At 68.9% G+C, this 25,199-nt stretch carries 23 protein-coding genes; 14 read left to right on the forward strand and 9 right to left on the reverse strand.

The window, feature by feature from the left end; translation table 11 throughout:
- The first annotated feature begins 82 nt into the window (after positions 1-82).
- The 10 genes from DSD19_RS12215 to DSD19_RS12260 all read left to right on the forward strand — a co-directional run bounded on the left by DSD19_RS12215 (position 83) and on the right by DSD19_RS12260 (position 7,724).
- Positions 83-550: a YbaK/EbsC family protein gene (locus DSD19_RS12215; protein WP_113669778.1), complete on the forward strand. Its 468-nt coding sequence runs from the start codon at positions 83-85 to the stop codon at positions 548-550.
- A gap of 108 nt (positions 551-658) precedes the next feature.
- Positions 659-1,786, forward strand: coding sequence for a carboxylate-amine ligase (locus DSD19_RS12220; protein ID WP_113669910.1), 1,128 nt, complete (start codon positions 659-661; stop codon positions 1,784-1,786).
- 391 nt (positions 1,787-2,177) lie between these two features.
- The gene (locus DSD19_RS12225) at positions 2,178-2,384 is read left to right on the forward strand and encodes a hypothetical protein (protein WP_113669779.1); all 207 of its coding nucleotides are present in this window, start codon (positions 2,178-2,180) and stop codon (positions 2,382-2,384) included.
- A gap of 125 nt (positions 2,385-2,509) precedes the next feature.
- The gene (locus DSD19_RS12230; RefSeq protein WP_075786331.1) at positions 2,510-3,655 is read left to right on the forward strand and encodes an acyl-CoA dehydrogenase family protein; all 1,146 of its coding nucleotides are present in this window, start codon (positions 2,510-2,512) and stop codon (positions 3,653-3,655) included.
- Positions 3,652-4,698: an enoyl-CoA hydratase/isomerase family protein gene (locus tag DSD19_RS12235; protein ID WP_113669780.1), complete on the forward strand. Its 1,047-nt coding sequence runs from the start codon at positions 3,652-3,654 to the stop codon at positions 4,696-4,698. The genes DSD19_RS12230 and DSD19_RS12235 overlap by 4 nt, the downstream gene beginning before the upstream one ends.
- Positions 4,695-5,567: a 3-hydroxyisobutyrate dehydrogenase gene (gene mmsB, locus DSD19_RS12240; protein ID WP_113669781.1), complete on the forward strand. Its 873-nt coding sequence runs from the start codon at positions 4,695-4,697 to the stop codon at positions 5,565-5,567. Before DSD19_RS12235 ends, mmsB begins: the two co-directional genes overlap by 4 nt.
- The gene (locus DSD19_RS12245) at positions 5,564-6,223 is read left to right on the forward strand and encodes a Crp/Fnr family transcriptional regulator (protein ID WP_113669782.1); all 660 of its coding nucleotides are present in this window, start codon (positions 5,564-5,566) and stop codon (positions 6,221-6,223) included. Before mmsB ends, DSD19_RS12245 begins: the two co-directional genes overlap by 4 nt.
- Before the next feature lie 138 nt (positions 6,224-6,361).
- Positions 6,362-6,550, forward strand: coding sequence for a DUF2892 domain-containing protein (locus tag DSD19_RS12250; RefSeq protein WP_165828126.1), 189 nt, complete (start codon positions 6,362-6,364; stop codon positions 6,548-6,550).
- A 219-nt stretch (positions 6,551-6,769) separates the two neighbouring features.
- The gene (locus DSD19_RS12255) at positions 6,770-7,039 is read left to right on the forward strand and encodes an excinuclease ABC subunit A (RefSeq protein ID WP_113669784.1); all 270 of its coding nucleotides are present in this window, start codon (positions 6,770-6,772) and stop codon (positions 7,037-7,039) included.
- A gap of 109 nt (positions 7,040-7,148) precedes the next feature.
- Positions 7,149-7,724, forward strand: coding sequence for a hypothetical protein (locus tag DSD19_RS12260; protein ID WP_133260427.1), 576 nt, complete (start codon positions 7,149-7,151; stop codon positions 7,722-7,724).
- A gap of 55 nt (positions 7,725-7,779) precedes the next feature.
- Here DSD19_RS12260 and uvrA read toward each other — a convergent pair whose 3' ends face one another.
- Positions 7,780-10,638 (reverse strand): excinuclease ABC subunit UvrA, encoded by a 2,859-nt coding sequence (gene uvrA / locus DSD19_RS12265; RefSeq protein ID WP_113669786.1) that lies wholly within the window; start codon positions 10,636-10,638, stop codon positions 7,780-7,782.
- A 174-nt stretch (positions 10,639-10,812) separates the two neighbouring features.
- Here uvrA and DSD19_RS12270 point away from each other — a divergent pair, with 174 nt between their 5' ends.
- Positions 10,813-11,187 (forward strand): rhodanese-like domain-containing protein, encoded by a 375-nt coding sequence (locus DSD19_RS12270; protein ID WP_113669787.1) that lies wholly within the window; start codon positions 10,813-10,815, stop codon positions 11,185-11,187.
- A 58-nt stretch (positions 11,188-11,245) separates the two neighbouring features.
- Here DSD19_RS12270 and lpdA read toward each other — a convergent pair whose 3' ends face one another.
- The 5 genes from lpdA to DSD19_RS12295 all read right to left on the reverse strand — a co-directional run bounded on the left by lpdA (position 11,246) and on the right by DSD19_RS12295 (position 19,121).
- The gene (gene lpdA / locus DSD19_RS12275) at positions 11,246-12,640 is read right to left on the reverse strand and encodes a dihydrolipoyl dehydrogenase (protein ID WP_113669788.1); all 1,395 of its coding nucleotides are present in this window, start codon (positions 12,638-12,640) and stop codon (positions 11,246-11,248) included.
- A gap of 118 nt (positions 12,641-12,758) precedes the next feature.
- Entirely contained in the window at positions 12,759-13,337 is a 579-nt protein-coding gene (locus DSD19_RS12280) for a DUF924 family protein (RefSeq protein WP_075786322.1), read from the reverse strand.
- 85 nt (positions 13,338-13,422) lie between these two features.
- Positions 13,423-14,709: an MFS transporter gene (locus tag DSD19_RS12285; protein WP_113669789.1), complete on the reverse strand. Its 1,287-nt coding sequence runs from the start codon at positions 14,707-14,709 to the stop codon at positions 13,423-13,425.
- Between the two features lie 36 nt (positions 14,710-14,745).
- Positions 14,746-15,855, reverse strand: coding sequence for a tRNA preQ1(34) S-adenosylmethionine ribosyltransferase-isomerase QueA (gene queA / locus DSD19_RS12290; protein ID WP_113669790.1), 1,110 nt, complete (start codon positions 15,853-15,855; stop codon positions 14,746-14,748).
- On the reverse strand, positions 15,852-19,121 hold the full coding sequence (locus DSD19_RS12295; protein ID WP_113669791.1) for a DUF3971 domain-containing protein: 3,270 nt from the start codon (positions 19,119-19,121) through the stop codon (positions 15,852-15,854). The genes queA and DSD19_RS12295 overlap by 4 nt, the downstream gene beginning before the upstream one ends.
- A 167-nt stretch (positions 19,122-19,288) precedes the next feature.
- Between DSD19_RS12295 and DSD19_RS12300 the strand changes: the two genes are divergently transcribed.
- From DSD19_RS12300 to DSD19_RS12310, 3 genes are all read left to right on the forward strand, one after another.
- Positions 19,289-19,750, forward strand: a complete 462-nt coding sequence (locus DSD19_RS12300; RefSeq protein ID WP_113669792.1) for a peroxiredoxin — start codon at positions 19,289-19,291, stop codon at positions 19,748-19,750.
- Positions 19,751-20,104: 354 nt separating this feature from the next.
- Positions 20,105-21,445: a DUF5930 domain-containing protein gene (locus tag DSD19_RS12305; RefSeq protein ID WP_371412596.1), complete on the forward strand. Its 1,341-nt coding sequence runs from the start codon at positions 20,105-20,107 to the stop codon at positions 21,443-21,445.
- On the forward strand, positions 21,435-21,989 hold the full coding sequence (locus DSD19_RS12310) for a polymer-forming cytoskeletal protein (RefSeq protein WP_075786316.1): 555 nt from the start codon (positions 21,435-21,437) through the stop codon (positions 21,987-21,989). Before DSD19_RS12305 ends, DSD19_RS12310 begins: the two co-directional genes overlap by 11 nt.
- 562 nt (positions 21,990-22,551) lie before the next feature.
- On the opposite strand, the gene DSD19_RS12315 is transcribed toward DSD19_RS12310, so the two are convergent.
- From DSD19_RS12315 to DSD19_RS12325, 3 genes are read right to left on the reverse strand one after another with little or no spacing between them, the layout of a single operon-like run.
- Entirely contained in the window at positions 22,552-23,328 is a 777-nt protein-coding gene (locus DSD19_RS12315; protein ID WP_113669794.1) for a MetQ/NlpA family ABC transporter substrate-binding protein, read from the reverse strand.
- A gap of 29 nt (positions 23,329-23,357) precedes the next feature.
- On the reverse strand, positions 23,358-24,032 hold the full coding sequence (locus DSD19_RS12320; protein ID WP_075786314.1) for a methionine ABC transporter permease: 675 nt from the start codon (positions 24,030-24,032) through the stop codon (positions 23,358-23,360).
- Complete coding sequence (locus DSD19_RS12325; RefSeq protein ID WP_113669795.1) at positions 24,022-25,068, reverse strand: methionine ABC transporter ATP-binding protein; 1,047 nt, start codon at positions 25,066-25,068, stop codon at positions 24,022-24,024. Before DSD19_RS12325 ends, DSD19_RS12320 begins: the two co-directional genes overlap by 11 nt.
- Positions 25,069-25,199 lie beyond the last annotated feature (131 nt).

A 25,199-nucleotide genomic window follows, 5' to 3' on the forward strand; every position in this document is an offset into this window, starting at 1 on the left:
CCGCGCGCGGGCGGCCCGGTCAACGGGGGTTGCACCGGGCCGCGGCGGTGCCGATAGTCCGCGCCGACCGAAGGAGGACGCGATGTCGAAAAGCCTGAACCGGGTGCGCGCGGCGCTGGAGGCGGCGGGGCTGCCCGCGGACATCCGCGAGCTGGGCCAGACCCGCACCGCCGAAGAGGCCGCGGCGGCTGTCGGCTGCGCGCTTGACCAGATCGCCAAGTCGATCATCTTTCGCGGCGAGGACAGCGGCCGCGCGATCCTGTTCCTGACCGCGGGCGGAAACCGGGTGTCGGACGCCAAGGCCTCGGCGCTGGCGGGCGAGCCGCTGGGCAAGGCCGATGCCGCGCTGATCCGCGCCCAGACCGGCTTTGCCATCGGCGGCGTCGCCCCGGTCGGCCATCTGACCCCGATCCGCGCCTTCCTCGACCCGCGGCTTCTTGATTTCGAAACGGTCTGGGCCGCCGCCGGAACGCCCCGTCATGTCTTCCCGCTCGACCCCCATGTCCTGCCCGGGCTGACCGGCGCCGAGGCGGCCGACTTCACGCTTTAGGCGCTGCGACGCCGGATCATCGGCCCCGAGGCGAACAGCCGCTTGCGGGAGCCTGCCTTTCCGGCTGACACTCGTGCCGAGGACCGGGCGGGAGGGGGACCCATGGGCATCACGGCACCCGATTTCACCATCGGCATCGAGGAGGAATACCTGCTGGTCGACCGCGAGACCTGCGCGCTGGCGCAGGCGCCGAAGGGGCTGATGGAGGCCTGCGCCGCCGATCTGGGCGATCAGGTCACCCCGGAATTCCTGCAATGCCAGATCGAGGTCGGCACCCGGGTCTGCCGCACCGTGGCCGAGGCCCGCGAGGACCTCAGGCGGCTGCGCGCGACGGTGGCGCATCACGCCGCAAGCTACGGGCTGGCCCCGATCGCGGCCTCCTGCCATCCCTCGGCCGACTGGCTGGACCAGCATCATACCGACAAGGACCGCTATAACGATCTGGACCGGGCGCTGGCGGCGGTGGCGCGGCGGATGCTGATCTGCGGCATGCATGTGCATGTGGGCATCCCCGATCCCGACCAGCGCATCGACCTGATGGCGCAGTTTTCCTATTTCCTGCCGCATCTGCTGGCGATGTCGACCTCGTCGCCGTTCTGGAAGGGGGTCGATACCGGGCTTGCCTCCTACCGGCTGACGGTGTTCGACAACCTGCCCCGCACCGGGCTGCCGCCGCGCTTCGAAAGCTGGTCCGATTACGACCGCTCGGTCGGGGCGCTGACCCGGCTGGGGCTGATCGAGGACGCCACCAAGATCTGGTGGGACCTGCGCCCCTCGGCCCGGTTTCCGACGCTGGAAACCCGGATCTGCGACATGTGCCCCCGGCTCGATCACACGCTGTCGCTGGCCGCGCTGATCCAGTGCACGCTGAGGATGCTGTGGCGGCTTGCGGGCGAGAACCTGCGCTGGCGGGTCTATGAGCGCTTTCTGGTGGGCGAGAACCGCTGGCGGGCGCAGCGCTATGGCGTGTCCGAGGGGCTGGTCGATTTCGGCCGCAAGGAACTGGTGCCCTTTGCCGACCTGCTGGAAGAGCTGATCCAGCTGGTCGAGGCCGATGCGGCGGTGCTGGGCTGTCTCGACGAGGTGAATGCCGCGCGCGATGTCATCGCCCATGGCACCAGCGCCGAACGCCAGCGCGCGACCCACAAGGCGGCGCTGGCCGCGGGCCTCGACCGCGAGGGCGCGATGCGCGCCGTTGTCCAGGGGCTGATCGAGGAATTCGGCGCCGATCTCTGAGCGCATGCCGTGAAACGCAAGACGGGCACCCCGGACGGCGCCCGCCTGGGAATACGGCGCGCAGAAGACCGTAATGATCGATGCGACCTGTCTGAAGGCGCACCGCACAGCGACCAGCATGGCCGCGAAAAAGGGGTGTGTGCCCGCCTGATCGGGCGGAGGTCGAAGATCAGAAAACGATCCGGGGGATCGTTTTCCCGAGAACGGGCGGGCTGAACTCCACACTGCACGTCCTGGCCGATGCGAAGGGTCGCCCGATCCTGTTCCACTTGGCGGGCCGGACCTCGGACGCCATCGGGCGCGGGCGCTGCCGTCTTTCATCCCGCAGGCCGGGACGCTGCGCGGTGACCGGGGCTAAGATGCCGACTGGGTCCGCAACGCCCTGATCGACATGGGCATTTTGCCGTGTATCGCCTCCCGCATCGGTCGCAAGGTTCCGATCCCGCACGCCGCGAACCTCTGCCGCCTGCGCCACGGGATCGAGACCATGTTCGCTCGCCTGCAGGACTGGCGGCGCATCGCCACCCGCTGCGACTGCTGGCCGATCCTGTTCCTCTCGGCCTGCGCTCTGGCCGCGACCGTCATCTATCGGGTGTGAGACCTGACTCTGGCGGCTGCGAACTTGACACAAAGGAAATCTCTGGCGCAGACGCTTGCATGACCCCCTCCCCGGTCGCTAACTAAACGGGTGTTCATTTCTTTCGCGACGGGGGAGCGGCGATCATGGATTTTGCGCTGAGCGAGGAACAGACGGCGATCTTTGACATGGCCTGCGATTTCGGCGCGGACCATGTCGCGCCCCATGCCCGGAAGTGGGAGGCCGAGGGCACGATCCCGAAGACGCTCTGGCCCGAGCTGGGCGCGCTGGGCTTCGGCGGGCTCTATGTCCGCGAAAGCTCTGGCGGCGCGGGGCTTTCCCGGCTGGACGCAACGCTGGTCTTCGAGGCGCTCAGCACGGCCTGTCCGGCGGTCGCGGCCTTCCTGTCGATCCACAACATGTGCGCCAAGATGATCGACGCCTTCGGGTCGGACGAGATGCGCGCGCGGGTGCTGCCCGAGGCGCTGTCGATGCAAACGGTGCTGTCTTACTGCCTGACCGAACCGGGCTCGGGCTCGGACGCCGCGGCGCTGAAGACCCGCGCGGTGCGCAGCACCGACGGCTGGGCGCTGACCGGCACCAAGGCCTTCATTTCGGGCGGCGGCTATTCCGACGCCTATGTCGTCATGGCCCGCACCGGCGAGGCCGGGCCGAAGGGCATCTCGGCCTTTCTGGTCGAGGACGGGCGGCCGGGGCTGTCTTTCGGCGGGCTCGAGGACAAGATGGGCTGGCGCGCCCAGCCGACCCGGCAGGTGCAGTTCGACAATTGCACCATTCCCGCGGCCAACCTGCTGGGCGAGGAGGGCAAGGGGTTTCGCTATGCCATGGCCGGGCTCGACGGCGGGCGGCTGAACATCGCGGCCTGTTCGCTGGGCGCGGCGCAGGCGGCGCTTGATGCGACGCTGGCCTATATGGGCGACCGGCAGGCCTTCGGGCAAAGTCTCGACCGGTTCCAGGCCCTGCAGTTCCGCCTGGCCGACATGGAGATCGAGCTGCAGGCCGCGCGCACCTTCCTGCGTCAGGCGGCCTGGAAGCTCGACCAGGGCGCGCCGGATGCCACCAAGTTCTGCGCCATGGCCAAGGCCTTCGTGACCGAGACCGGATCGAAGGTCGCCGATGCCTGCCTGCAACTGCATGGCGGCTACGGCTATCTGGCCGATTACGGCATCGAGAAGATCGTGCGCGACCTGCGCGTGCACCAGATCCTCGAGGGCACCAACGAGATCATGCGCCTGATCGTGGCGCGCCAGCTGCTGGAGGCGCGCGGATGAGCGAGATCGAGATCCGGAAAGAGGGCCGGATCGGCCGCATCACCCTGACCCGGCCGAAGGCGCTGAACGCGCTTGGCTACGACATGTGCCTGGCGATCGAGGCCGCGCTCGATGCCTGGGCGCCCGATCCCGAGGTCCGGATGATCCTGATCGACGCCGAGGGCGACAAGGCCTTCTGCGCGGGCGGCGACATCGCGGTGATGTACGAGACCGGCACCAAGGGCGATTACGCCTATGGCCAGACGTTCTGGCGCGACGAATACCGGATGAACGCCAAGCTCTTCGAGTTTCCCAAGCCCGTGGTCAGCCTGATGCAGGGCTTCGTGATGGGGGGCGGCGTCGGCGTCGGCTGTCACGGCTCGCACCGCGTGGTGGGCGAAAGCTCGCAGGTCGCCATGCCCGAATGCGGCATCGGCCTCGTCCCCGATGTCGGCGGCTCGCTGATCCTGGCCCGCGCGCCGGGGCGGATCGGCGAATATCTGGGCGTGACCGGCCGCCGGATGGGCCCGGCCGATGCGATCTTCGCGGGCTTTGCCGATTACTTCATCCCCGAGGCCGACTGGCCCGCGCTGACCGGGGCGCTGGTCGAAACCGGCGACTGGGAGGCCGTCGACCGCGCGGCCCGAACCCCGCCGCCCGGCGAGCTGGCCGCGCTGCAACCCCGGATCGACGCGCTTTTCGCGGGCGAGCGGCTGCTGGACATTGTCAATGCGCTGACGGCCGACGGGTCCGACTTTGCGCTGTCGGCGCTGAAGGTGATGGAACGCAACAGCCCGCTGGCCATGGCCTGCGCCATCGAGATGCAGCACCGGCTGAAGGGGTCGGACGACATCCGCCGGGCGCTGGCGCTGGAATACCGCTTTACCTATCGCGCGCCGGAGCATTCGGATTTCCTTGAAGGCATCCGTGCGGCCATCATCGACAAGGACCGCAAGCCGCGCTGGAAACATGCGGGGCTGGAGGCTGTGCCCGGCGCCGATGTGGCGCGGATGCTGATGCCGCTGGGCGAACACGGGCTGAAACTGGAGGAGGAACTGCAATGAAGATCGGGTTCATCGGGCTCGGCAACATGGGGGCGCCGATGGCGGCGAACCTCGTTCAGGCGGGCCATGAGGTGACGGGCTTCGACCTGACAGCCCCCGCCCCCGAGGGCGTCGCCATGGCCGAAAGCGCCGCCGCCGCCGCGACCGGCCGCGAGGTCGTCATCACCATGCTGCCGAACGGGCAGATCCTGCGCGCCGTCGCGGCCGAGATCCTGCCCGCGATGGCGTCGGGCGCGGTGCTGCTGGACTGTTCGACCGTCGATGTCGACAGCGCGCGTGCCGTGGCGGCCGAGGCCGGGGCGGCGGGGCTGATGGCCGTCGATGCGCCTGTCTCGGGGGGCGTCGGCGGCGCGACGGCGGGCACGCTGACCTTCATGGCGGGCGGCAGCGACGCGGCCTTCGCGACGGTGCGGCCGCTGTTCGACATCATGGGCCAGAAGGCGGTCCATTGCGGCCCCTCGGGCAACGGGCAGGCCGCCAAGATCTGCAACAACATGATCCTCGGCGTCACCATGATCGCGACCTGCGAGGCGTTCGCGCTGGCCGACAAGCTGGGGCTGGCGCGCGACAAGATGTTCGATGTGGTCTCGACCTCGTCGGGCTACAGCTGGTCCATGAACGCCTATTGCCCCGCCCCCGGGATCGGCCCGGCAAGCCCCGCCGATAACGGCTACAAGCCCGGCTTTGCCGCCGATCTGATGCTGAAGGACCTGCGCCTGTCGCAGCAGGCGGCCGAAGCCGCCGATGCCGACACGCCGATGGGCGCCCGCGCGACCGAGCTTTACGCAGCCTTCGTCGAGGCCGAGGACGGCGCCGGGCGCGATTTTTCGGCGATGCTGCCCCGCTTCGAGAAACGCGGCCGCGGATGAGCTGGCTTGCGCGCGCCGAGGGCCTCGCGGGCATCGAGCCGAGCATCGCCGCCCGGCTCGGGACGCTGCCGGTCAGCCCGCTGCCGAAGGGCAAGGTGCTGTTCTGCCCCGGCGAGGCGGCGCGCGGCTTCACCATCCTTCTGACCGGCCGGGTCGAGGTCTTTCTGATCGGTCCCACGGGCCGCGAGATCCTGCTTTACGCCATCGAGCCGGGGCAATCCTGCGTGCAGTCGACGCTGGGGCTTCTGGGCGGCGAGGACTATACCGGCGAGGCGGTCGCGGCCACCGGCTGCGAGGCGGTGCTGGTGCCGAAGGACATCTTCCTTGCGCTGATGGACGACAGCCCGGTCTTTCGCCGCTTCGTCTTCGGCGCCTTCGCGCAGCGGCTGCAATCGGTGATGGCGCTGCTGGAACGGGTGGCCTTCCAGAAGGTCGAAAGCCGGCTTGCCGCCGATCTGCTGGACCGCGCGGCCGATGGCGCGGTCCACGCCACCCACCAGGAGATCGCAACCCGGATCGGCACCGCGCGCGAGGTCGTCTCGCGCCGGCTCGACGCGCTGGCCCGGGCGGGGATGGTGCGGCTTGACCGTGGCTGCGTCACCATCGAGGACGCTGCGGGTCTGGCCCGGCTTGCCGCCGCCGACGGGGCCCGGTGATCCGTCAGACGTCTGGCGGCTGGGTGACACAGTCACAGACGGGCCGGGCGGGCCGGTGCAAACTGGGGCCATCCTGTCCGGGGCTGCCGGACGAGTCGGACCCACCCATCGGAGGACCCATCCATGACCACGCAATCCCTGCTTTCGAAGAATGTCGGCGGCATCGACCGCATCCTGCGCATCGTCATCGGCGCGCTGATGGTGATCGCCGCGCTGCTGGGCTACAGCAACTGGCTGCTGATCGGTATCGTGCCGCTTGCCACGGGGCTGATGTCGACCTGTCCGCTCTATTCGCTGATCGGGCTGAACACCTGCAAGAAAGACTGACAGGCCCGCAAAGACGACAGCGGCAGGGCGCCGGAGCGCCCTGCCCTTTGCCAGTCCGGTAGCGGTTCGGCGCCGAAGCGGCCGGAGTTTTGGGCACCGCTTTGACCCGTCTGCCCGCGCGGGTGTTTTGTCCCGAGACATAACCGGAGACCCCGCAGGCGTCCGATCCTGCTGGCGGCCCCGGCCGCCTTCGCCCTGGCCCGTGCCGTCGCCACCGCCTTGCCGGGGCATTGCACGCCGGGCCTCGCCAAGAAAAGCCCGACCTGCGTTCCCCATGGTCAGGCCCGCAAGGGCGCCGAGCCTGGCCATGGCATCGTTGCGGGTTCTCCGGTCGACGGTCGCTATCGCTATCTCGCCGATCCGCGCCGCTACCGGCTCGACCCGCAGGGCAGCTATTGCGTGCGCGACGACGGCTGGGTCGCGCGCGTCGATCCCGAGACCCGCAAGGCGCTGAACCTGATCGGCGCCACCGACGCTCTGGTCAACTGACCCCTGCCGTCCGACCTGTCGGCGGAAACCGGCGCATCGCCCAAGACCCGCCGACGGAGCCGGAACCGGGCGCCGTACCGTCCCCGGAACGCCGATCATGGAGGACAAGATGCGACTTCTGACGACCGGGCTCGCGGCGACGATTGCCCTGACCGCCGGGCTGAGCCTGGCACAGGCCCAGCCGCAGGGCTGCCCGCCCGGGCAAGCGATGAAGACCGGTCAGTGCGCCCAGGACCAACCGCGGGGCCAACCGCGGGGCCAGCAGCCGCCCGGAAAGGGCGAACCGCAGGCCGGGGCACAGCAACAGACGGGTCCCGGCGGCCAGCCGCCCGGTCCGGGCAAACCGAACGCCAAGCCCCAGCAGGGCCAGCCGGCACCGCAAGGCAAGATGCAGATCGGCGGATCGCCCGCCATGGGCCAACCCGGCCCGCGCCCGGCCCAGGGCGCCGGGGACCCCGGACAAGCGCCGCAGGGCGGCGAGATCCGTCCGGCGCCGATGCCGCAGGGCGTGGCGGTCGGCCGTCATGTGCCGAAGGACTTCCGGCCGATGCCGCATCCCGAACGCCACGGGCTCGACCCGAACGCGCGCTACTATACCCGCAATGACGGGATCGTGCTGAAGGTGAACCCCGACACGCTGGCGGTGCTGGGCGTCGTCGGCATGATCGCCGCGATGTCGAACTGACCCATGCCCCGCGCGCCCGTCCGGTGGCGCGCGGGGCATGGCGCGGGGCAAACGGTCATTCGGCCGCGACCTGGCGCGGCTTCAGCATGTCCTTGAGATAGCGCCCGGTATGGCTGGCCTCGCAGGCCGCGACCTCTTCGGGCGTGCCCTCGGCCACGATCCGGCCGCCGCCATCGCCGCCTTCGGGGCCGATATCGATGATCCAGTCGGCGGTCTTGATGACGTCGAGATTATGCTCGATCACCACGACCGTATTGCCCTGATCGACCAGCTCGTGCAGCACTTCGAGCAGTTTCCGCACATCCTCGAAATGCAACCCCGTGGTCGGTTCGTCGAGGATATACAGCGTCCGCCCCGTGGCGCGTTTCGACAGTTCCTTAGACAGCTTCACGCGCTGCGCCTCGCCGCCCGACAGCGTCGTCGCCTGCTGGCCGACCTTGATATAGCCCAGGCCCACATGCATCAGCGCATCCATCTTCTCGCGGATCGAAGGCACCGCCTTGAAGAAGTCCTGCGCATCCTCGACCGTCATGTCGAGAACGTCGGCGATACTTTTGCCCTTGAACCGGATCTCAAGGGTTTCGCGGTTATACCGTGCCCCATGGCACGTTTCGCAAGTCACATAGACATCGGGCAGGAAGTGCATCTCGATCTTGATGACCCCGTCGCCCTGGCAGGCCTCGCAGCGCCCGCCCTTGACGTTGAAGCTGAAGCGCCCTGGTTTATAGCCGCGCGCCTTGGCCTCGGGAAGCCCGGCGAACCAGTCGCGGATTGGCGTGAAGGCGCCGGTGTAAGTCGCGGGGTTTGACCGCGGGGTGCGGCCGATGGGCCGCTGGTCGATGTCGATCACCTTGTCCAGATGCTCGAGCCCCTTGATCGTTTCGCAGGGCGCGGGCGTCTGGCGCGCCCCGTTCAGCCGCATCGAGGCCGTCTTGAACAGCGTCTCGATGGTCAGGGTCGACTTGCCGCCGCCGGAAACGCCGGTGACGCAGACGAACTTGCCCAGCGGAAAGCGGGCCGTCACCTCATGCAGGTTGTTGCCCGTGGCCTTGACCACGGTCACCGCCTTGCCGTTGCCGGGGCGCCGTTCGGTCGGCACCGCAATCTCGCGCGTGCCCGACAGGTACTGCCCGGTGACCGAGGCCGGGTCGGCCGCGATTTCCTCGGGCGTGCCGCGGGCCACGATCTGCCCGCCATGCACCCCCGCGCCGGGCCCGAGGTCCAGCACGTAATCGGCCTCGCGGATCGCCTCTTCGTCATGCTCGACCACCAGCACCGAATTGCCCTGGTCGCGCAGGTTCTTCAGCGTGGTCAGAAGCCGCCCGTTATCGCGCTGATGCAGCCCGATCGAGGGTTCGTCGAGAACGTACAGCACGCCCGTCAGCCCCGACCCGATCTGGCTGGCCAGCCGGATCCGCTGGCTTTCGCCGCCCGACAGCGTGCCCGAATTCCGCGCCAGCGTCAGGTAGTCGAGGCCCACATTGTTCAGGAACCCCAGCCGCTCGCGGATCTCCTTGAGGATCGCGCGGGCGATCTCGTTCTTCTGGTTGGTCAGATGCTCGGGCACCGTCTGCACCCAGGCATGGGCCTCGCGGATCGACATCTGCACCACCTGGCCCACATGCAGCCCGGCGATCTTGACCGCCAGCGCCTCGGGGCGCAGACGGTGGCCGCCGCAGCTCTGGCAGGGGCGGTTGTTCTGGTAATTCTCGAATTCCTCGCGGACCCAGGCGCTGTCGGTTTCGCGGTAGCGGCGTTCCATGTTGGGGATCACCCCCTCGAAGGGGCGCGTCACCTGATAGACCCGCCCGCCCTCGTCATAGCGGAACGGGATTTCCTCGTCGCCCGAGCCGCGCAGGAAGACCTGCTGCACCTTCGCGGGCAGATCCTTCCAGGGCGTGTCGCGCTCGAACCCGTAATGGCGGGCGATGGCCTCGATGGTCTGGCGGAAATAGGGCGACTTGCCCTTGCGCCAGGGCGCGATGGCGCCGTCATAAACGGTCAGCGCCGCATCGGGCACGACAAGGCGTTCGTCGAAGAACAGCTCGACCCCCAGCCCGTCGCAATCGGGGCAGGCGCCGAACGGCGCGTTGAAGGAAAACAGCCGAGGCTCGATCTCGGGGATGGTGAAGCCGCTGACCGGACAGGCGAAATTCTCGGAAAAGACGATCCGTTCGGGATCGCCCTCGGCGGGCGCGGTTTCCAGCACCGCGATCCCGTCGGCCAGGTCCAGCGCGGTGCGGAAGCTGTCGGCGAGCCGGGTCCCGATGCCCTCTTTCACCACGATCCGGTCGACCACCACGTCGATGTCATGCCGGAATTTCTTGTCCAGCGCGGGCGGTTCGTCCAGCTCGTAGAACTGGCCGTCGACCTTGACCCGCTGGAACCCCTGCTTGCGCAGTTCGATGAATTCCTTGCGGTATTCGCCCTTCCGGTCGCGGATGACCGGGGCCAGAAGATGGGCCCGGGTGCCGGGTTCCATCGCCAGCACCCGGTCGACCATGTCCTGCACCTGCTGGGCCTCGATCGGCAGGCCGGTCGCGGGGCTGTAAGGCGTGCCCGCCCGCGCGAACAGGAGCCGCATGTAGTCGTAGATCTCGGTCACCGTGCCGACGGTCGAACGCGGGTTCTTCGAGGTCGTCTTCTGTTCGATGGAAATCGCCGGGCTCAGCCCGCTGATATGGTCGACATCGGGCTTTTCCATCATGTCGAGGAATTGCCGCGCATAGGCCGAGAGGCTCTCGACATAGCGCCGCTGGCCCTCGGCATAGATGGTGTCGAAGGCCAGGCTCGACTTGCCCGAGCCCGACAGCCCGGTGATCACCACCAGCGCGTCGCGCGGAATGTCGACATCGACATTCTTGAGATTGTGCTCGCGCGCGCCGCGCACCTCGATCCGTTTCAACTCGGCCATCGTCGCCCCCGGGAATGGTGGGTAAGAAATAGGTGACCTTGGGGCGATCTCCAACCGGAAAATGAGAACAGGTCAGGAACATGCGCCATCGGGTGCGCTGCGGCCCCGTGCGCGCTTAACATTCGGGCCGGTCCCCCTATAGTGCGGCCGAATCTTTCAGGACAGGAGGGCGCGATGCTCAAATGGTTCGACCTCATGGCAAAGGTCTATCCCTATATCGAGGAGATTCGCGCCAAGGATGCCAGTGTCCATGCCGAGAAGGGCGAACTGGTGCTGATCGACGTGCGCGAGATCCACGAGGTGGCACGGTTCGGCAAGGCCAAGGGCGCGCTGCATATCCCGCTGCAGATGATCCGGCACAAGGCCGATGCCAAGAGCCCGCATTTCGACCCGGCGCTCGACCCGGCCAAGAGCTTTGCGCTTTATTGCGAGAATGGCAGCCGGTCGCTGCTGGCGGCGCGGATGATGAAGAAGATGGGCTATGACGACGTCTACAACATGGGCACGTTCCGCGAATGGCTGAACGCCAAGCTGCCGGTCGAGAAATAGGCCCATCCGACAGAGCGGTGGCGCCCCCCGCAGGACGGAGGGCCTGCCGCGGCCGGGCCTAGAAATGGATCGCCCGGTCCCAGGCATCCAGCACGGATTCGTGCATCATCTCGCTCAGCGTCGGGTGCGGGAAGACCGTCTGCATCAGGTCGGCCTCGGTGGTTTCCAGCCCGCGCGCCACGACATAGCCCTGGATCAGCTCGGTCACCTCGGCGCCGACCATATGTGCGCCCAGCAGCTCGCCGGTCTTCGCGTCGAAGACGGTCTTGACCATACCCTCGGGCTCGCCAAGGGCGATGGCCTTGCCGTTGCCGATGAAGGGGAAGCGGCCGACCTTGACCTCATAGCCCTTCTCTTTGGCCCGGGCCTCGGTCAGCCCGACGCTTGCGACCTGCGGGTGGCAGTAGGTACAGCCCGCGATGGACCCCGGCCTGATCGGGTGCGGCTTGCCGCCGGCGATCAGCTCGGCCACCATCACCCCCTCGTGGCTGGCCTTGTGCGCGAGCCAGGGCGCGCCCGCCACGTCTCCGATGGCATAAAGCCCCTCGACCCCGGTCCGGCAATAATCGTCGGTGACGACATGGGTGCGGTCGATCGTGACCCCCAGATCCTCAAGCCCCAGCCCCTCGACATTGCCGACGATGCCGACGGCGGAAATCACGGTATCGACCTCGATCTTCTCGGTCTTGCCGTTCTGTTCGACATGAGCGCCGACCGTGTCGGCACCGCGATCCAGTTGTTTGACCGTTGCCTTTTCGCGGATCTTCATGCCCTGCTTTTCGAACTGTTTCTTCGCGAAGGCCGAGATCTCGGCATCCTCCACGGGCAGAATCCGGTCCATCACCTCGACAACCGTGGTTTCGGCGCCAAGCGTGTTGAAGAAGCTGGCGAACTCGATCCCGATGGCGCCCGAGCCGATGACCAGCAGCTTCTTCGGTTCGTGCGGCGGCTGCAGGGCGTGCTTGTAGGACCAGACCCGCTTGCCGTCGGCCTCGAGCCCCGGCAGGTTCCGCGCCCGGGCACCGGTCGCCAGAACGATGGCCCTGGCGGTCAGCTCTTCGGTGCCCTTGTCGGTCTTGACCGAAACGCGGCCCTTCTCGGGCAGCGTGGCCTCGCCCATCACCACGGTGACCTTGTTCTTCTTCAGCAGATGCCCGACGCCCGAGGCCAACTGCTTGGCCACCCCGCGCGAGCGCTTGACCACGGCGGGCAGGTCATAGCCGATGCCCTCGGCCTTCAGGCCGAATTCCCTGGCGCGGTGCATCAGGTGGAACACCTCGGCCGAGCGCAACAGCGCCTTGGTGGGGATGCAGCCCCAGTTGAGGCAGATGCCCCCCAGATGTTCGCGTTCGACCACGGCGACGCTGAGCCCCAGCTGGGCGCCGCGGATCGCCGCCACATAGCCCCCCGGCCCCGCGCCGATCACGATCATGTCGAAGTTACGCGCGGCCATGGCGCCCCCCTGTTCCGGTTCCCGTTTTCTCTTGCGCGCGTGCGGCTTTCCCGAACCGACGCGCAGGACCGCCGCACCCGCGGGCGGGGCGACGGTGTAACAACCTGCGACGGTCGCCTCAGGCCGAGGCGCGCAACTCGTCCAGACAGGCGCCGTAGCCACCCCGCTCGAGGAAGGCGACCTCTTCCTCGGACGAGCCGCGATGCAGTGCGGCATTGCGGAACGGGAAGCGGCCGAAGCGGCGGATCAGTTCGCGATGGGCCTTGGCATGCAGGAGGTTGTCGGCACCGGTCTCGGGCATGCGGGTCAGCATCAGGCGGACGCAGCGGTCCTGGTCCATCAGGCATTCCGAATGCATCAGCGGCATGTAGAAGAACTGCCGCTCGGGCTCGGGGTAGCGCATGTCGAAATTATGTTCGATCGCCTGCTTGGCGGCGGCCCGGGCCAGCGCGTCGGTGGCGAAGGCGCGCCAGTCGCCGCGGAACATGTTGCGCGGAAACTGGTCGGTCAGGATCAGGAAGGCGAAGGCGCCCGCCGGGTTGGTCACCCATTCGTGCAACTCGCCGGAATGGGCCGCTTCCCAGTCGCCCTTGAAGCGTTCGGTGATGGCGGCATCGACCTCGGGATCGGCCTTGTACCAGCCCTCGGGGCCGACGTCTTCCATCCAGAACCTGATGATCTGTTCGCGGCGCGGCATCTGATCCTCCTCGGCCGTAGGCTGCCTGTTCGTGCTGGCCCGGATCGTTTCAGATTTGGCCGGGCGGTTCAAGCCGTCGAACCGGTCAGCCCGGCGTTTGTGCGGGGCCGCCGGGCGGTGGTGTTGGCTGGTCGTCCTGCGCGGCCTCGATGGCGATTTCCTGCGCCAGCTCGACCGCGACCGGCGTGGCCGAGGGCAGGACCGGCGCGTAGCTGCCGGTCTCGTCCACCGGCACCGGCGCGCGCTGGGTCATCCGGAAGGCGGTGAAGACCGCCAGCGAGGCCATCAGCACCGCGATGAAGAGGAAAAAGCCCAAAGGGCCGATGGCGCCCATCGCCCAGCCGGTGACCAGCGGCCCGACGATCGCCCCGACGCCGTTGAGAAACAGCATCCCGCCCGAGGCGGCGGCCATGTCCTCGGGTTGAAGGTAGTCGTTGGTATAGGCGATCAGCAGCGAATAGAGCGGGTTCGACATGCCGCCGATGACGAAGGCCGCGGCCAGCAGGGCGCTGTAGCTGCCGCCGACCAGCATCGCGGCGCCCGCGGCGGCGGCGCCGGTGGCGGCGGCCGCAAGGATCAGGGTGCGCCGGTCGATCCGGTCCGACAGCCAGCCGATCGGGTACTGAAAGAGCAGCCCGCCCAGATAGATCGCGGCGACGAAGGCCGAGATCTCGGCCACCGACAGCCCCGCCTCGGACCCGAAGACCGAGGCCATCCCGAACAGCGCCGAGAACACGCCCCCCATCAGGAACACCCCGACCGTCCCGGTGGGCGAGGTGCGGATCAGGTCGCGCAGCTTCATGGGTTTCGCGGTTTCGAAGGGCGGCGTCGGGCTGACCGACAGCAGGATCGGCGCAAACGAGATCGACACCAGCACCGAGGGGATGATGAACAGGATGAACCCGCCCGGATCGGCGGTCAGCAACAGCCCCTGCGCCGCGACGATGCCCGCCATCTGGGTGATCATGTAAAGCGACAGCGCCTGCCCCCGCGTCTCGTTCGTGGCGGAGTTGTTCAGCCAGCTTTCGGCGGTGACATAGACGCCCGAGAAACAGAACCCGATCAGGACGCGCCCGATGGTCCAGGCGACGGGATCGGTCCAGGCCGGGTAGAGGATCAGGACGGCCGATATGAACGAGCCGAGCGCCGCGAAGACCCGGATATGCCCGACCCGGCGGATCATTTCCGGCGCCAGCCGCGAGCCCCCGAGGAAGCCCAGGAAGTAGGCCGACATCACGATCGACATCTCGAAGGTCGAGAAGCCCTCGATCCCGCCGCGGATCCCCAGCAGCGTGCCCTGGATGCCGTTGCCCACCATGAGCAGAAGAATGCCCAGCAGCAGGGCCCAGGAGCTGGCCAACACCTTCAACACGGAAACGTCCTTTCGAGATCTTGCGGTCTTGCGGTCTTACGCGGTCGGGGCGGAGGGGGGATGCCCCGGGCGACCGCTGTCCGGCCGGTCCCGACCCGGCGGAATCAGAAGCGACGCGTCGCCATAGGAGAAGAAACGATATCCATGTTCAACCGCATGAAGGTAAATTTTCCGGATAGATCCGACCCCCATCAGCGCGGAAACCAGCATCAGGAGCGTCGAGCGCGGCAGATGGAAATTGGTGATCAGCGCATCGGTCAGCCGGAACCGGTACCCGGGCCGGATGAAGATGTCGGTCTCGCCCCGCCAGGGCGCGATCCGGCCGGTCTCGTCGGCGGCGGTCTCGATCAGCCGCAGCGCCGTGGTGCCGACCGGAATGATCCGCCCGCCCGCCGCACGGGTGGCGTTGATCTCGGCCGCGGCGGTCTCGGACACCTCGCCCCATTCGGCATGCATCCGGTGGTCGGACACATCGTCGACCTTGACCGGCAGGAAGGTCCCCGCCCCCACATGCAGCGTCACATGGCTGAAGGCCACGCCCTTCGCGGCCAGCGCCGCCAGCAGCGGCTCGTCGAAATGCAGCGACGCCGTGGGCGCCGCGACCGCGCCCGGCCGCGCGGCCCAGACCGTCTGGTAGTCCTCGCGGTCCTGCGCATCGGCCGGGCGGCGGGCGGCGATATAGGGCGGCAGCGGCATCGCGCCGGCCTCGGCCAGCGCCGCGTCGAAGGCAGCCCCCGTGCAGTCGAAGGCCAGCGTCACGTCCTCGTCCCCGCGCGCCGCGACCTCGGCCGAGAGCGCGTCGGAAAACCGGATGCAATCGCCGGGTTTCAGCTTTTTCAGCGGCCTGGCCATCGCCCGCCACTGCCCGCCCGCCGCCGGTTCCATCAGCGTGACCTCGACCCGCGCCTCGGCCGGGCCCTGACCCGTCTGGCGCAGCCGCTGGCCCGACAGCCGCGCCGGGATCACCCGCGTGTCGTTCAGGACCAGACGGTCGCCCGGCCCCAGCAGATCGGACAGATCGCGCATATGCAGATCGCGGATCGTATCGCCCTCGGCCACCAGCAGCCGGGCCGACGAACGGGGCCGGGCCGGGCGCGTGGCGATCAGCGCCTCGGGCAGGTCGAAATCGAAATCGGAAAGTTTCATGGCGTCTCTTTAAGGGTCGGCGCCGGGCGACGGAAGAGCTCGCGGAACATGCCGGGCGTCAGGATCGACAGCGGGTTGACCCCGACCTCGGGATCGGCGGGATTGCCCTTCAGCGAGAAGTTGAAGCCCAGAAGCCCCTCGCCCTTCCGGGTCAGGACCGACCCGATGCCGTTGAACATGTAGACCGGCGACAGCACGCCCCGGAAATCCATCCGCTTCGAGCCGGTCAGGTAGACCCCCTGCAGCGACACCCCCAGCGAGGGTCCGATGGCGCTGCCCTCGCGGATCTCGACGGCGCCCGGCACCAGACGGAACCGCGCCTCGACATTGGTGAAGGCCAGCCCCTCGCCATCCAGCAGTTCCAGCAGGCCCACCACCGAAATCGCGCTGAGAAGTTCGACCATCACCGGCGTGCCGCCGACCCTGAGATTCTCGACATGGGCGGTGCCGTCGTAATGGCCGGGCGTGCCGGTCGGGTTCAGCACCAGATCGAGCGTACCGCCACTGGCGCGCCGGTAGATCCCGGCCGCCCCCAGCACCGCACCGGCATCGGAGGCGCGCACCCGCACCGCCATGCCTGCGCGCGCCGGAACCAGCGTGACCTCGACGGGTGCGGCCCCGGCGACCAGTCCGGTGATCTGGCCCGCGGTTCCGTTCAGCCGGCCCCGCACCCGGGTCAGCTCGATCCCGTCGCCGACCCGCACCCGGTCGAGCGCCACGGCGATCGCGCCTGCCCCCGCCCCCGCACCCCCGCCGATCGGCGCCCCGGCCAGATCGGCGGTGCCTCCGGTGATCGCCACCGCCGGAGGCTTGCCCGCCCCCTGCCCGGTCAGCGTCACCGCCGCGTCGAGCCAGCCGCCCAGCCGCACCCGCGAGAACCGCGCCGCATCGAGCCCGCCGCCGGGCTTGATCGCGACCGTGCCCTCGGCGGCCAGACCCGGCGCCTCGAAGCTGAGGCTCTCGACGGCGGGGGTGTCGCCAAGCGCTGCCGTAAGCTCCAGCCGCCCGGTCCGGTCCGCCGCCTTCGACCAACGAAGCGCGTCGAGCCGCAGCCCCAGCCCGGCCAGATCCGAGGTCAGCGTCAGCGCGGGCGGCGTGTCCGGGGCCAGCGTCAGCGCGAAAGCCCCGCGCGCGGCGCCGCTCAGGCTGTCTTCGGGCAGGCCAAGACCGAAGCCCGCGTTGGCGCGTTGCGAAAGCTCGACCGTGCCGGTCACCTGCGACGTGCCGTCAGCCCCGGCGCCGGTCGGCTGGGTCCAGACCGCGCGGAGCGGCACACCGTCAAGCGCCGCCTCGCCCGAGATCGACACCGCGTCCTCATCGGCCCGAAACTCGAGCGCGGCGGCCTCAAGGCGGCGGCCCGGGACCAGCGTCTCGGAGACCGCATCGCTCAGCACCCCGTCGACCCGGTAGCCGATCTCGGTGAGCGGAAGATCGCGGATCAGGGGCAGCCTCAGCTCGGTCGAGAGGCGCGCGTGGCCCTCGGCCGGGTTCGCGGGCAGGGTGACGCGGCTGCCCAGCCGCACCGGCGGCAACCCGGTCAGCGCCAGCGCCGCCGGAATCGTGCCGTCGGTTCTCAGCCGGAACACGGCTCGGGCCGGATCTTCGGTGACGTCCGGCACCTGCAGGGTCGAGCCCGCCACATCCACCGTCCCGCCCTCGGGCGCCTCGACCGTGCCGCCCTCGACCGCGACGGTCAGCGTCCGGTCGTCGATCGCCAGATAGCCGCGCCCGCCCTGCAAGGGAGGCATCTCGGGCAGGAATTTCACCTCGGCGTCGCGGATGCGCGCCCCGAGCGCGGCCCGCAGCGTTCCGTCGGGCGGCCGCCGCAGCCCCAGATGGGCGTCGTAAAGCTCGCCCGCCGACAGCGCGCGGCCCAGCCAGCGCCGCGCGCCCTTGGCGACCGTCACCGGCCAGAGCGCCAGCAGACGCTGGTAATCGACCCGGTCGATATCCGCGCTCATCGCCACATCCCAGCCCTCGGGCAACGCCCGTACGCGCCCCGCGGCGCGATAGGCGGCCTCGCCATCGGTCAGCACCAGCTGCCCGATCCGCGCCTCGAACGGATCGAGTTCGAACTTGATGTCGAGCGCGCCGCCGGAAAACGCCGCCGGGCGTTCGAAGACGCCATCGGGGTCGAGCCCGACCTCGCTGAAGCGGACCTGCGCCACCACCGCCTCGGGCCAGCCGCCTTCGGGCGCGACCAGATCGGCATGGCCTTCGCCCGCGAGCCGCAGGGCCGAGGTGTCGAGCGACAGCCGCCCAAGCTCGATCCGGCCGCTTTGCGCGTTGTAGGTGAAATAGCTTTGGGCCGAGTCGAACCGGATCGGCACCGCGCCGCCCGGCGGGGTCAGCGCGCCCCGCCCGATTTCCAGCGAGGCGCTGAGATCGCCGATCTTCCCGGCGGCGTCGATCTGGCTGCGGATCGCCCCCGAGATCGGCGCCTCGATCAGCTTGAGCGGCACCAGCGCGGGCGACTGGGTGGCGATGTCGGCGGAAGGCACGTCCGAGAAGCTGGCCGAGAACCGGGCCGCCGGGCTGCCCTTCGACGAGGTGAAGCCGAAGGCGAATTCCGACGCGACGGGGGCCGAGCCCCGCAGCGAGAAGAAGGCCTGCACCGCAACCGTCTCGGCGGTCTGGTCCAGCGTCATCAGCCCGTTCTCGACCCGCCAGGTGCGGCCCGCCCGGGCATCGACATAGGTCAGCGCCAGCCCCTCGACGCTGACCGCGCGCAACGGCGCGAGCGCGGGCGTGTCGAAGGCGCGGTCGATCTCGTCAAGCACCTCGGCCACGCTGCCGCCAAGGCTGAACGGCGCCCCGGTGCCGCCAAGTGCTAGGTCGATGACGCCGTCGGCGCCGCGGCGCAGGGTGAGATCGGCGCCGGTCAGGGCCAGGTTGGAGACCTCGAGCCGCCGTTGCAGCAGCGCGCCCCCGGCGAGCCGCGCATCGGCCCGGGGCAGGCGCAGCACCTCGCGCCCGGCGGCATCGGTCAGCGTCACCCCGCCCAGATGCACCTGCGGGGACTCGCGGCGCGACAGGCTGACCCCCACCCGGTCGAGCCGCAGCACCAGGGGCGACAGACCGGCATTGACCTGCGCCTCGATCCGCGCGGTCGCCCAGTCGGGCAGCGTCACCGTGCGTTCGCTCAGCACCAGCGCCAACAGCCCCAGTGCGCCGGCCAGCATGCCAAGGCTGATCAGCACCCAGAGCCCGAAGCGCTGATGCGGATGCAGCCCGGAAGGGTCCGAGGGGGTGTCTGTGTCGCTCATGCCTCCGGGCGCCCCGCCGCAGCGCGGCCCGCCCGCTCCTGTCTTGCCCGCCCGCCCGCGGCGGCTATTCTTTGCCCCGTCGCGCCAGACCGTCGCGCTACACCGATGGCGCCCATCTGCCAACCCGTCCCGCCCGTCCTATCCGGGCCCCGAGGAAAGAGTCGACCATGACCGAGACCGGCCAGACCGCCCCCGATTTCACCCTGCCCCAGGATGCGGGCGACCCCGTGACCCTGTCGGCGCAGCGCCCGGCGCCGGTGGTTCTGTATTTCTACCCGAAGGATGACACGTCGGGATGCACGAAGGAAGCCGTCGCCTTTTCCGGCCTGCTGACCGAATTCGAGGCGGCGGGCGCGCGCGTCTTCGGCATCTCGAAGGACAGCGTCGTCAAACATGGCAAGTTCCGCGGCAAGCACGATCTGAGCGTGCCGCTTCTGTCGGACGAGGCTGGCGATGTCTGCGAGCGCTACGGCGTCTGGGTCGAGAAGTCGATGTACGGCAAGACCTATATGGGCATCGAGCGCGCGACCTTCCTGATCGACGGCGCGGGCCGCATCGCCCGGATCTGGCGCAAGGTGAAGGTGCCGGGCCATGCCGAAGAGGTGCTGGAGGCGGTTCGCGCGCTCTGACCGCGCCCTGACCGCGGTCGGTCGCCGCCGCCCGGAACCCACGGCGGGGCGGTGGGCGCCCCGTCCGGCCGGCCGGACCGCCGACCCTCGCTTTCGGCCCGCTGGCCTGAGCTTGTCAGCCCCTGTGGCACCGCGGCGACAGGTCCGGATTATCCGGATCGAACCTGCGGGAGCAATGCAACTCTTGCGTGTCTATCGGCAGAATTTCGCCACCTTCCGCCTAAGTTTCACCCAAATGCCTGAAAAGGGCTTAAGAACCTTGCGACGGCACAGGGCTCTCAGTAGTCACGGGACAAAGGCGTCCCGGCTGCGGAGCGTCTGAACCGGACCTGAAACGGGCAGATGAGGCAGACATTGACGGCGCGATTCCTTCACCGCATCGATGTGGCGCTCGGGCGCTACCTTCCCGAAAAACGACTGTTCCTCCGGTCCGACGACAGTACGCGTTTCGTCCGGTTGTCGCCTCTGACCCAGGCGGCGGCCCTCTCGGGCACGACGGCGCTTGTCGCCTGGACCATGGTAGCTAGCTCGATCCTGCTGATCGACCAGGTCGGTTCGGGCAATCTGCGCGATCAGGCCCGCCGCGAACAGGCGCTTTACGACACCCGCCTGAATGCCATCGCCGCCGAGCGCGACCGCCGCGCCCAGGATGTGCGCGAGGCCCAGGACCGGTTCAACCTCGCGCTCGACGAGGTCTCGAAGATGCAATCGACGCTTCTGGCCTCGGAGGAACGGCGCCGCGAGCTGGAAACCGGGATGGCCGTGATCCAGAAGACGCTGCGCCGCACGCTTGCCGAACGCGACGCCGCCCAAGGCCGCAGCCAGGAGCTGGCCGCGCAACTGGCCGGCGAGACGGCGCCCGCCGAAGGGCCGCGCCCGGCCGATGTCCAGCAGACGCTGGCCTTCCTGACCGGCGCGCTCGACCAGACCGCCGAGGAACGCGACCGGATCGCCGCCGACGCGGCCTCGGCCTATGACATGGTCCGCACCATGTCCTACGAGCGCGAGCTCGACGCCGAACGCAACGACCAGATCTTCACCTCGCTCGAAGAGGCGCTGACGGTCTCGATGGCGCCGCTCGACAAGATGTTCAAGGCGGCCGGGCTGAACACCAAGTCCATCATCAACCGCGTCCGCCAGGGCTATTCCGGCATCGGCGGCCCGCTGACGCCGCTGTCGGTCTCGACCAAGGGCGCCGCGGCCGACCTGACCCCCGACGAGATCCGCGCCCGGGCGATCATGGGGCGGCTCGACGAAATCAACATGTACCGTATCGCGGCCGAAAAGCTGCCCTTTGCCCAGCCCGTCAAGGCGGGCTACCGGCTGACCAGCCCGTTCGGCGTGCGCGAGCATCCGACGCTGGGCGGCCGGCGGATGCATGAAGGCGTCGACATGGCCTCGGCCTATGGCACGCCGATCCATGCCACCGCCGACGGGGTGGTGGTCCGGGCGCAATGGATGTCGGGCTATGGCCGGATGGTCGAGATCCGTCACGAATTCGGGATCGTCACCCGCTACGCTCACATGTCGAAGATCCGCGTCGAGGCCGGCCAAAGGGTCTCGCGCGGGGACCGGATCGGTGATATGGGAAGTTCCGGACGGTCGACCGGCACCCATGTTCACTATGAGGTGCGCGTCGACGGGAAACCCGTGAACCCGATGACCTATATCAAGGCAGCCAGAAATGTTTTCTAAGAGCAGGATCAACGAGCCCGGGCCCAAGGCCGGCGAGGCCGAGAAGGCAAAGGCGTTCGAGGCGCCCGCCGCTCCCCGCCCCGGCGACAGCCCCCTCCCCACGCCGCCGCGCGCCAAGCCGCCCGCCTCGATGCTGTCTTCCGATCTTGTCGTCACCGGCAATCTCAAGACCACCGGCGATATCCAGATCGAAGGTACCATCGACGGCGACATCTCGGCCCATCTGCTGACCGTCGGCGAGAACGCCACCGTGCGCGGCGAGGTCGTCGCCGATGACGTCGTCATCAACGGCCGGGTGATCGGCCGGGTGCGCGGGCTGAAGGTCCGCCTGACCTCGACCGCCCGGGTCGAGGGCGACATCATCCACAAGACCATCGCGATCGAGAGCGGCGCGCATTTCGAAGGCTCGGTGCAGCGCCAGGACGATCCGCTGAACACCGGCAAGCGGGTGCAATCCGCCCCGGCCGGGCAAGCCGCGCAACCGCAGGCCCGCCCGCAGGGGACTGCCCCCGGCAAGCCCGGCGAGGGCGCGCCCAAGGCCTGAGACGAACCACGAGCTCCGGGGGGGAGGCCACAAGACCCCGCACCGACCGGACAAACGGGCGGGTGGGGTCTTGATCTCCGCAGATCGTCCCGAACGCGTCGGGTCCGATGCCCCGGAACATGGAACAGGATCGAAGGCCGCCCCCGCACGGGCGGCCTTTTCGTTGCGCCGCGCCCTGTCGGCCCGAGACCGGTTTCGAGGGTCCCCTCATCGCCGCCCGGCCCGGCAAGCGTCAGCCGCAATCGCATTGCGCCGCGCTGCGGGAAAACCCTTCGCAGGCCCTGCACTTGCAAAACGGCGCGGTTTTCGCCTCGGGCCAGCGGCGACGTCCTGAACGGACCGCGTCAGTCTCGCGTCGGAGGACATCCAGGAGAGCGCCGAAATCCCGGCATGAGGGACGCGGTCCGCCGCCAGCCCGACCGGCCTGTGCCGCGCGCCAAAGCCGATCTGCCCGACAGCGCCCTGACCGAAGACAGCAACGGCGGCCCCCGCGATCCGGGAGCCGCCGTCCTGTCCTCTGGCGGCCGTCACGGCACCCGCGCGGCGGGTCCGCCGGGGCGGATCACCAGCTGGTCAGCACCGCGCCGTGATATTTTTCGTCGATGAAGCTTTTCACTTCGGGGCTGTGATAGGCCTCGACCAGGGTCTTGACCCAGGGCTGGTCCTGATCGCCGTCGCGCACGACGATGATGTTCACATAGGGGCTTTCGGCCTTCTCCATCGCGATGGAATCGTCCTTGGGGCTGAGACCCGCGGCGATGGCGTAGTTGGTGTTGATCACCGCGATATCGGCATCGGCCAGCGCGCGCGGCAGCTGGGCCGCGTCCAGTTCGAGGAATTTCAACCCTTTGGGGTTGTCCTGAACGTCCAGCGGGCTGGGCACCAGCCCGGTCCCCTCGGCCAGGCTGATCAGCCCCAGATCCTGCAGCAGCAGCAGCGCCCGGCCGCCATTGGTCGGATCGTTCGGGATCGCGACCTTGGCCTTTTCGGGCAGCGCGGCCAGATCCTCGATCTTGTCGGAATAGACCCCCATGGGCGTGGTGATGGTGGTCGCGATCTCGACCAGATCGAAGCCGCGATCCTTGATCTGGTTTTCCAGATAGGGGCGGTGCTGGAAGCTGTTGGCGTCGAGATCGCCATCGGCCAGCGCCTGGTTCGGCACGACATAGTCGGAGAACTCGACCACGTCGATAGTCAGCCCGGCACCGGCGGCGACCTTGGCCACCTCTTCCATGATCTCGGCATGTTCGCCGGGCGAGACCCCGACACGGATATCATCGGCCATCGCCGCGGCGGCCGACAGGGCCAGGGCGGAAACGAGAGGGATCAGACGCAGCATGGAACGGTTCCTTTCTTGTCTGCGAACATTCAGTGGCCGCGGTTGCGCGGCGCGCGGCGGTCGACCCGGGCGGCGATCCATTCGCCGGCCGATTGCACGATCTGCACCAGCACGATCAGGATGACGACGACGGCCAGCATCACGTCGGGCATGAATCGCTGATAGCCGTAGCGGATGCCGAGATCGCCCAGCCCCTCGCCGCCGACCGCGCCGACCATGGCCGAATAGCCGATCAGGCTGACCACGGCGAGCGTGAGCCCAAGCGCGATGCCCGGCAGCGCCTCGCGCAGGAGCACCTTGCGGATGATCTGCAAGGGCGTCGCGCCCATCGCACGCGCGGCCTCGATCAGGCCCGCATCGACCTCGCGGATCGCGTTCTCGACCAGCCGGGCGATGAAGGGCGTCGCCGCGATGGTCAGGGGCACGATGGCGGCATCGGTGCCGATCGAGGTGCCGACCAGCGCCCGGGTGAAGGGGATGATGGCCACGACGAGGATGATGAAGGGCACCGAGCGCGCGGCATTGACGACAAGCCCCAGCGCCTTGTTGACGAGCGGTGCCGACAGCAGCTCGCCGCGTTGCGAGGTGGCCAGGAACACGCCCAGCGGCAGGCCGAAAACCGTGCCCAGCAGCGCCGACACCGACACCATGTAAAGCGTCTGCAGCGTGGCCTCGACCAACAGCCCGATCAGGTTAGCCGACATAGCCCAGCACCTCCGTCGAAAGCCCGTGGCGGTTGAGATAGTCGCGCGCCTCGGCCGCCCGCCCGGCGTCGATGGCGACCAGCAGGTTGCCGAAGGGCCGGGGGCCGATCTCTTCGATGGCACCGGCCAGGATGTTGACGGCGATGCCCCGCTCGGCCGTCATCCGCGCCAGCATCGGATCGGTCGCATGCGCCCCGGCAAAGGTGATGCGGACGATCTCTTCGGCCGGGCCGTGGGGCCGGGCCTCGGTCAAGCGGCCCGCGATGAAGCCCGGCAGGGTGATCCCGGTCACGCCCGACAGGAAGGACCGCGTCGTCGGATGCTGCGGCGTGACGAAGATGTCATAGGTCGCGCCCGCCTCGACGATCCGGCCCTGGTCGATCACCGCCATATGGGTCGCGATGTCGCGGACGACGGCCATCTCATGGGTGATCAGCAGGATCGTCAGCCCCAGATCGCGGTTGATGTCGCGCAGAAGCTCCAGCACCGTCCGCGTGGTTTCGGGGTCGAGCGCCGAGGTCGCCTCGTCCGACAGCAGCACCTTGGGTTGCGTGGCCAGCGCCCGGGCGATGCCCACACGCTGTTTCTGCCCGCCCGACAGCTCGGCCGGATAGCGGTCGGCCTGCGCCTCGAGCCCGACCCGGGCGATCAGGTCGCGGACCCGGGGGCCGATCTCGGCCGAGGGCACGCCCGCGATTTCCAGCGGCAGGGCAATATTGCCATGCACCGTGCGCGAGGACAGCAGGTTGAAATGCTGGAAGATCATGCCCACGTCGCGGCGGATTGCCCGCAGGGCCGCGCCGCGCGCCCGGCCGACATCGCGCCCGCCCACGGTGACGGTCCCCGTGCTGGGGCGTTCGAGCCCGTTGACCATGCGCAGAAGCGTCGACTTGCCCGCGCCCGACCGGCCGATGATGCCGCAGATCTCGCCCGGCGCCACGCTGAGCGTGACATCGCTCAGGGCCGTGACCTGCCCCTTCCCTCCACCGGCATAGGATTTGCCCACGCCTTCAAAGCTGATCGTCGCCCCGGTCATGCCGTCCCGTTCCGCTGTCACTGTCCGGGCTGTCGGGTGCCCCAAAGCCGCAGCGGACGCAACCCCACAGAGCCCCGGGCGCGCGAGAAAGCGGCCCCGAATGGCCGAATAAGAACCGCCTCCCGACGCGC

It is taken from the genome of Rhodovulum sp. BSW8, from assembly GCF_003314725.1.
GTDB lineage: Bacteria > Pseudomonadota > Alphaproteobacteria > Rhodobacterales > Rhodobacteraceae > Rhodovulum > Rhodovulum visakhapatnamense.

What these genes read in the sequence shown, in the direction of transcription:
- DSD19_RS12215 (WP_113669778.1), top strand. Translation starts at nt 83, where the DNA reads ATGTCGAAAAGCCTGAACCGGGTGCGCGCGGCGCTGGAGGCGGCGGGG.
- DSD19_RS12225 (WP_113669779.1), top strand. Translation starts at nt 2,178, where the DNA reads ATGGGCATTTTGCCGTGTATCGCCTCCCGCATCGGTCGCAAGGTTCCG.
- DSD19_RS12230 (WP_075786331.1), top strand. Translation starts at nt 2,510, where the DNA reads ATGGATTTTGCGCTGAGCGAGGAACAGACGGCGATCTTTGACATGGCC.
- DSD19_RS12235 (WP_113669780.1), top strand. Translation starts at nt 3,652, where the DNA reads ATGAGCGAGATCGAGATCCGGAAAGAGGGCCGGATCGGCCGCATCACC.
- mmsB (WP_113669781.1), top strand. Translation starts at nt 4,695, where the DNA reads ATGAAGATCGGGTTCATCGGGCTCGGCAACATGGGGGCGCCGATGGCG.
- DSD19_RS12245 (WP_113669782.1), top strand. Translation starts at nt 5,564, where the DNA reads ATGAGCTGGCTTGCGCGCGCCGAGGGCCTCGCGGGCATCGAGCCGAGC.
- DSD19_RS12260 (WP_133260427.1), top strand. Translation starts at nt 7,149, where the DNA reads ATGCGACTTCTGACGACCGGGCTCGCGGCGACGATTGCCCTGACCGCC.
- uvrA (WP_113669786.1), bottom strand. Translation starts at nt 10,638, where the DNA reads ATGGCCGAGTTGAAACGGATCGAGGTGCGCGGCGCGCGCGAGCACAAT.
- DSD19_RS12270 (WP_113669787.1), top strand. Translation starts at nt 10,813, where the DNA reads ATGCTCAAATGGTTCGACCTCATGGCAAAGGTCTATCCCTATATCGAG.
- lpdA (WP_113669788.1), bottom strand. Translation starts at nt 12,640, where the DNA reads ATGGCCGCGCGTAACTTCGACATGATCGTGATCGGCGCGGGGCCGGGG.
- DSD19_RS12280 (WP_075786322.1), bottom strand. Translation starts at nt 13,337, where the DNA reads ATGCCGCGCCGCGAACAGATCATCAGGTTCTGGATGGAAGACGTCGGC.
- queA (WP_113669790.1), bottom strand. Translation starts at nt 15,855, where the DNA reads ATGAAACTTTCCGATTTCGATTTCGACCTGCCCGAGGCGCTGATCGCC.
- DSD19_RS12295 (WP_113669791.1), bottom strand. Translation starts at nt 19,121, where the DNA reads ATGAGCGACACAGACACCCCCTCGGACCCTTCCGGGCTGCATCCGCAT.
- DSD19_RS12300 (WP_113669792.1), top strand. Translation starts at nt 19,289, where the DNA reads ATGACCGAGACCGGCCAGACCGCCCCCGATTTCACCCTGCCCCAGGAT.
- DSD19_RS12310 (WP_075786316.1), top strand. Translation starts at nt 21,435, where the DNA reads ATGTTTTCTAAGAGCAGGATCAACGAGCCCGGGCCCAAGGCCGGCGAG.
- DSD19_RS12315 (WP_113669794.1), bottom strand. Translation starts at nt 23,328, where the DNA reads ATGCTGCGTCTGATCCCTCTCGTTTCCGCCCTGGCCCTGTCGGCCGCC.
- DSD19_RS12320 (WP_075786314.1), bottom strand. Translation starts at nt 24,032, where the DNA reads ATGTCGGCTAACCTGATCGGGCTGTTGGTCGAGGCCACGCTGCAGACG.
- DSD19_RS12325 (WP_113669795.1), bottom strand. Translation starts at nt 25,068, where the DNA reads ATGACCGGGGCGACGATCAGCTTTGAAGGCGTGGGCAAATCCTATGCC.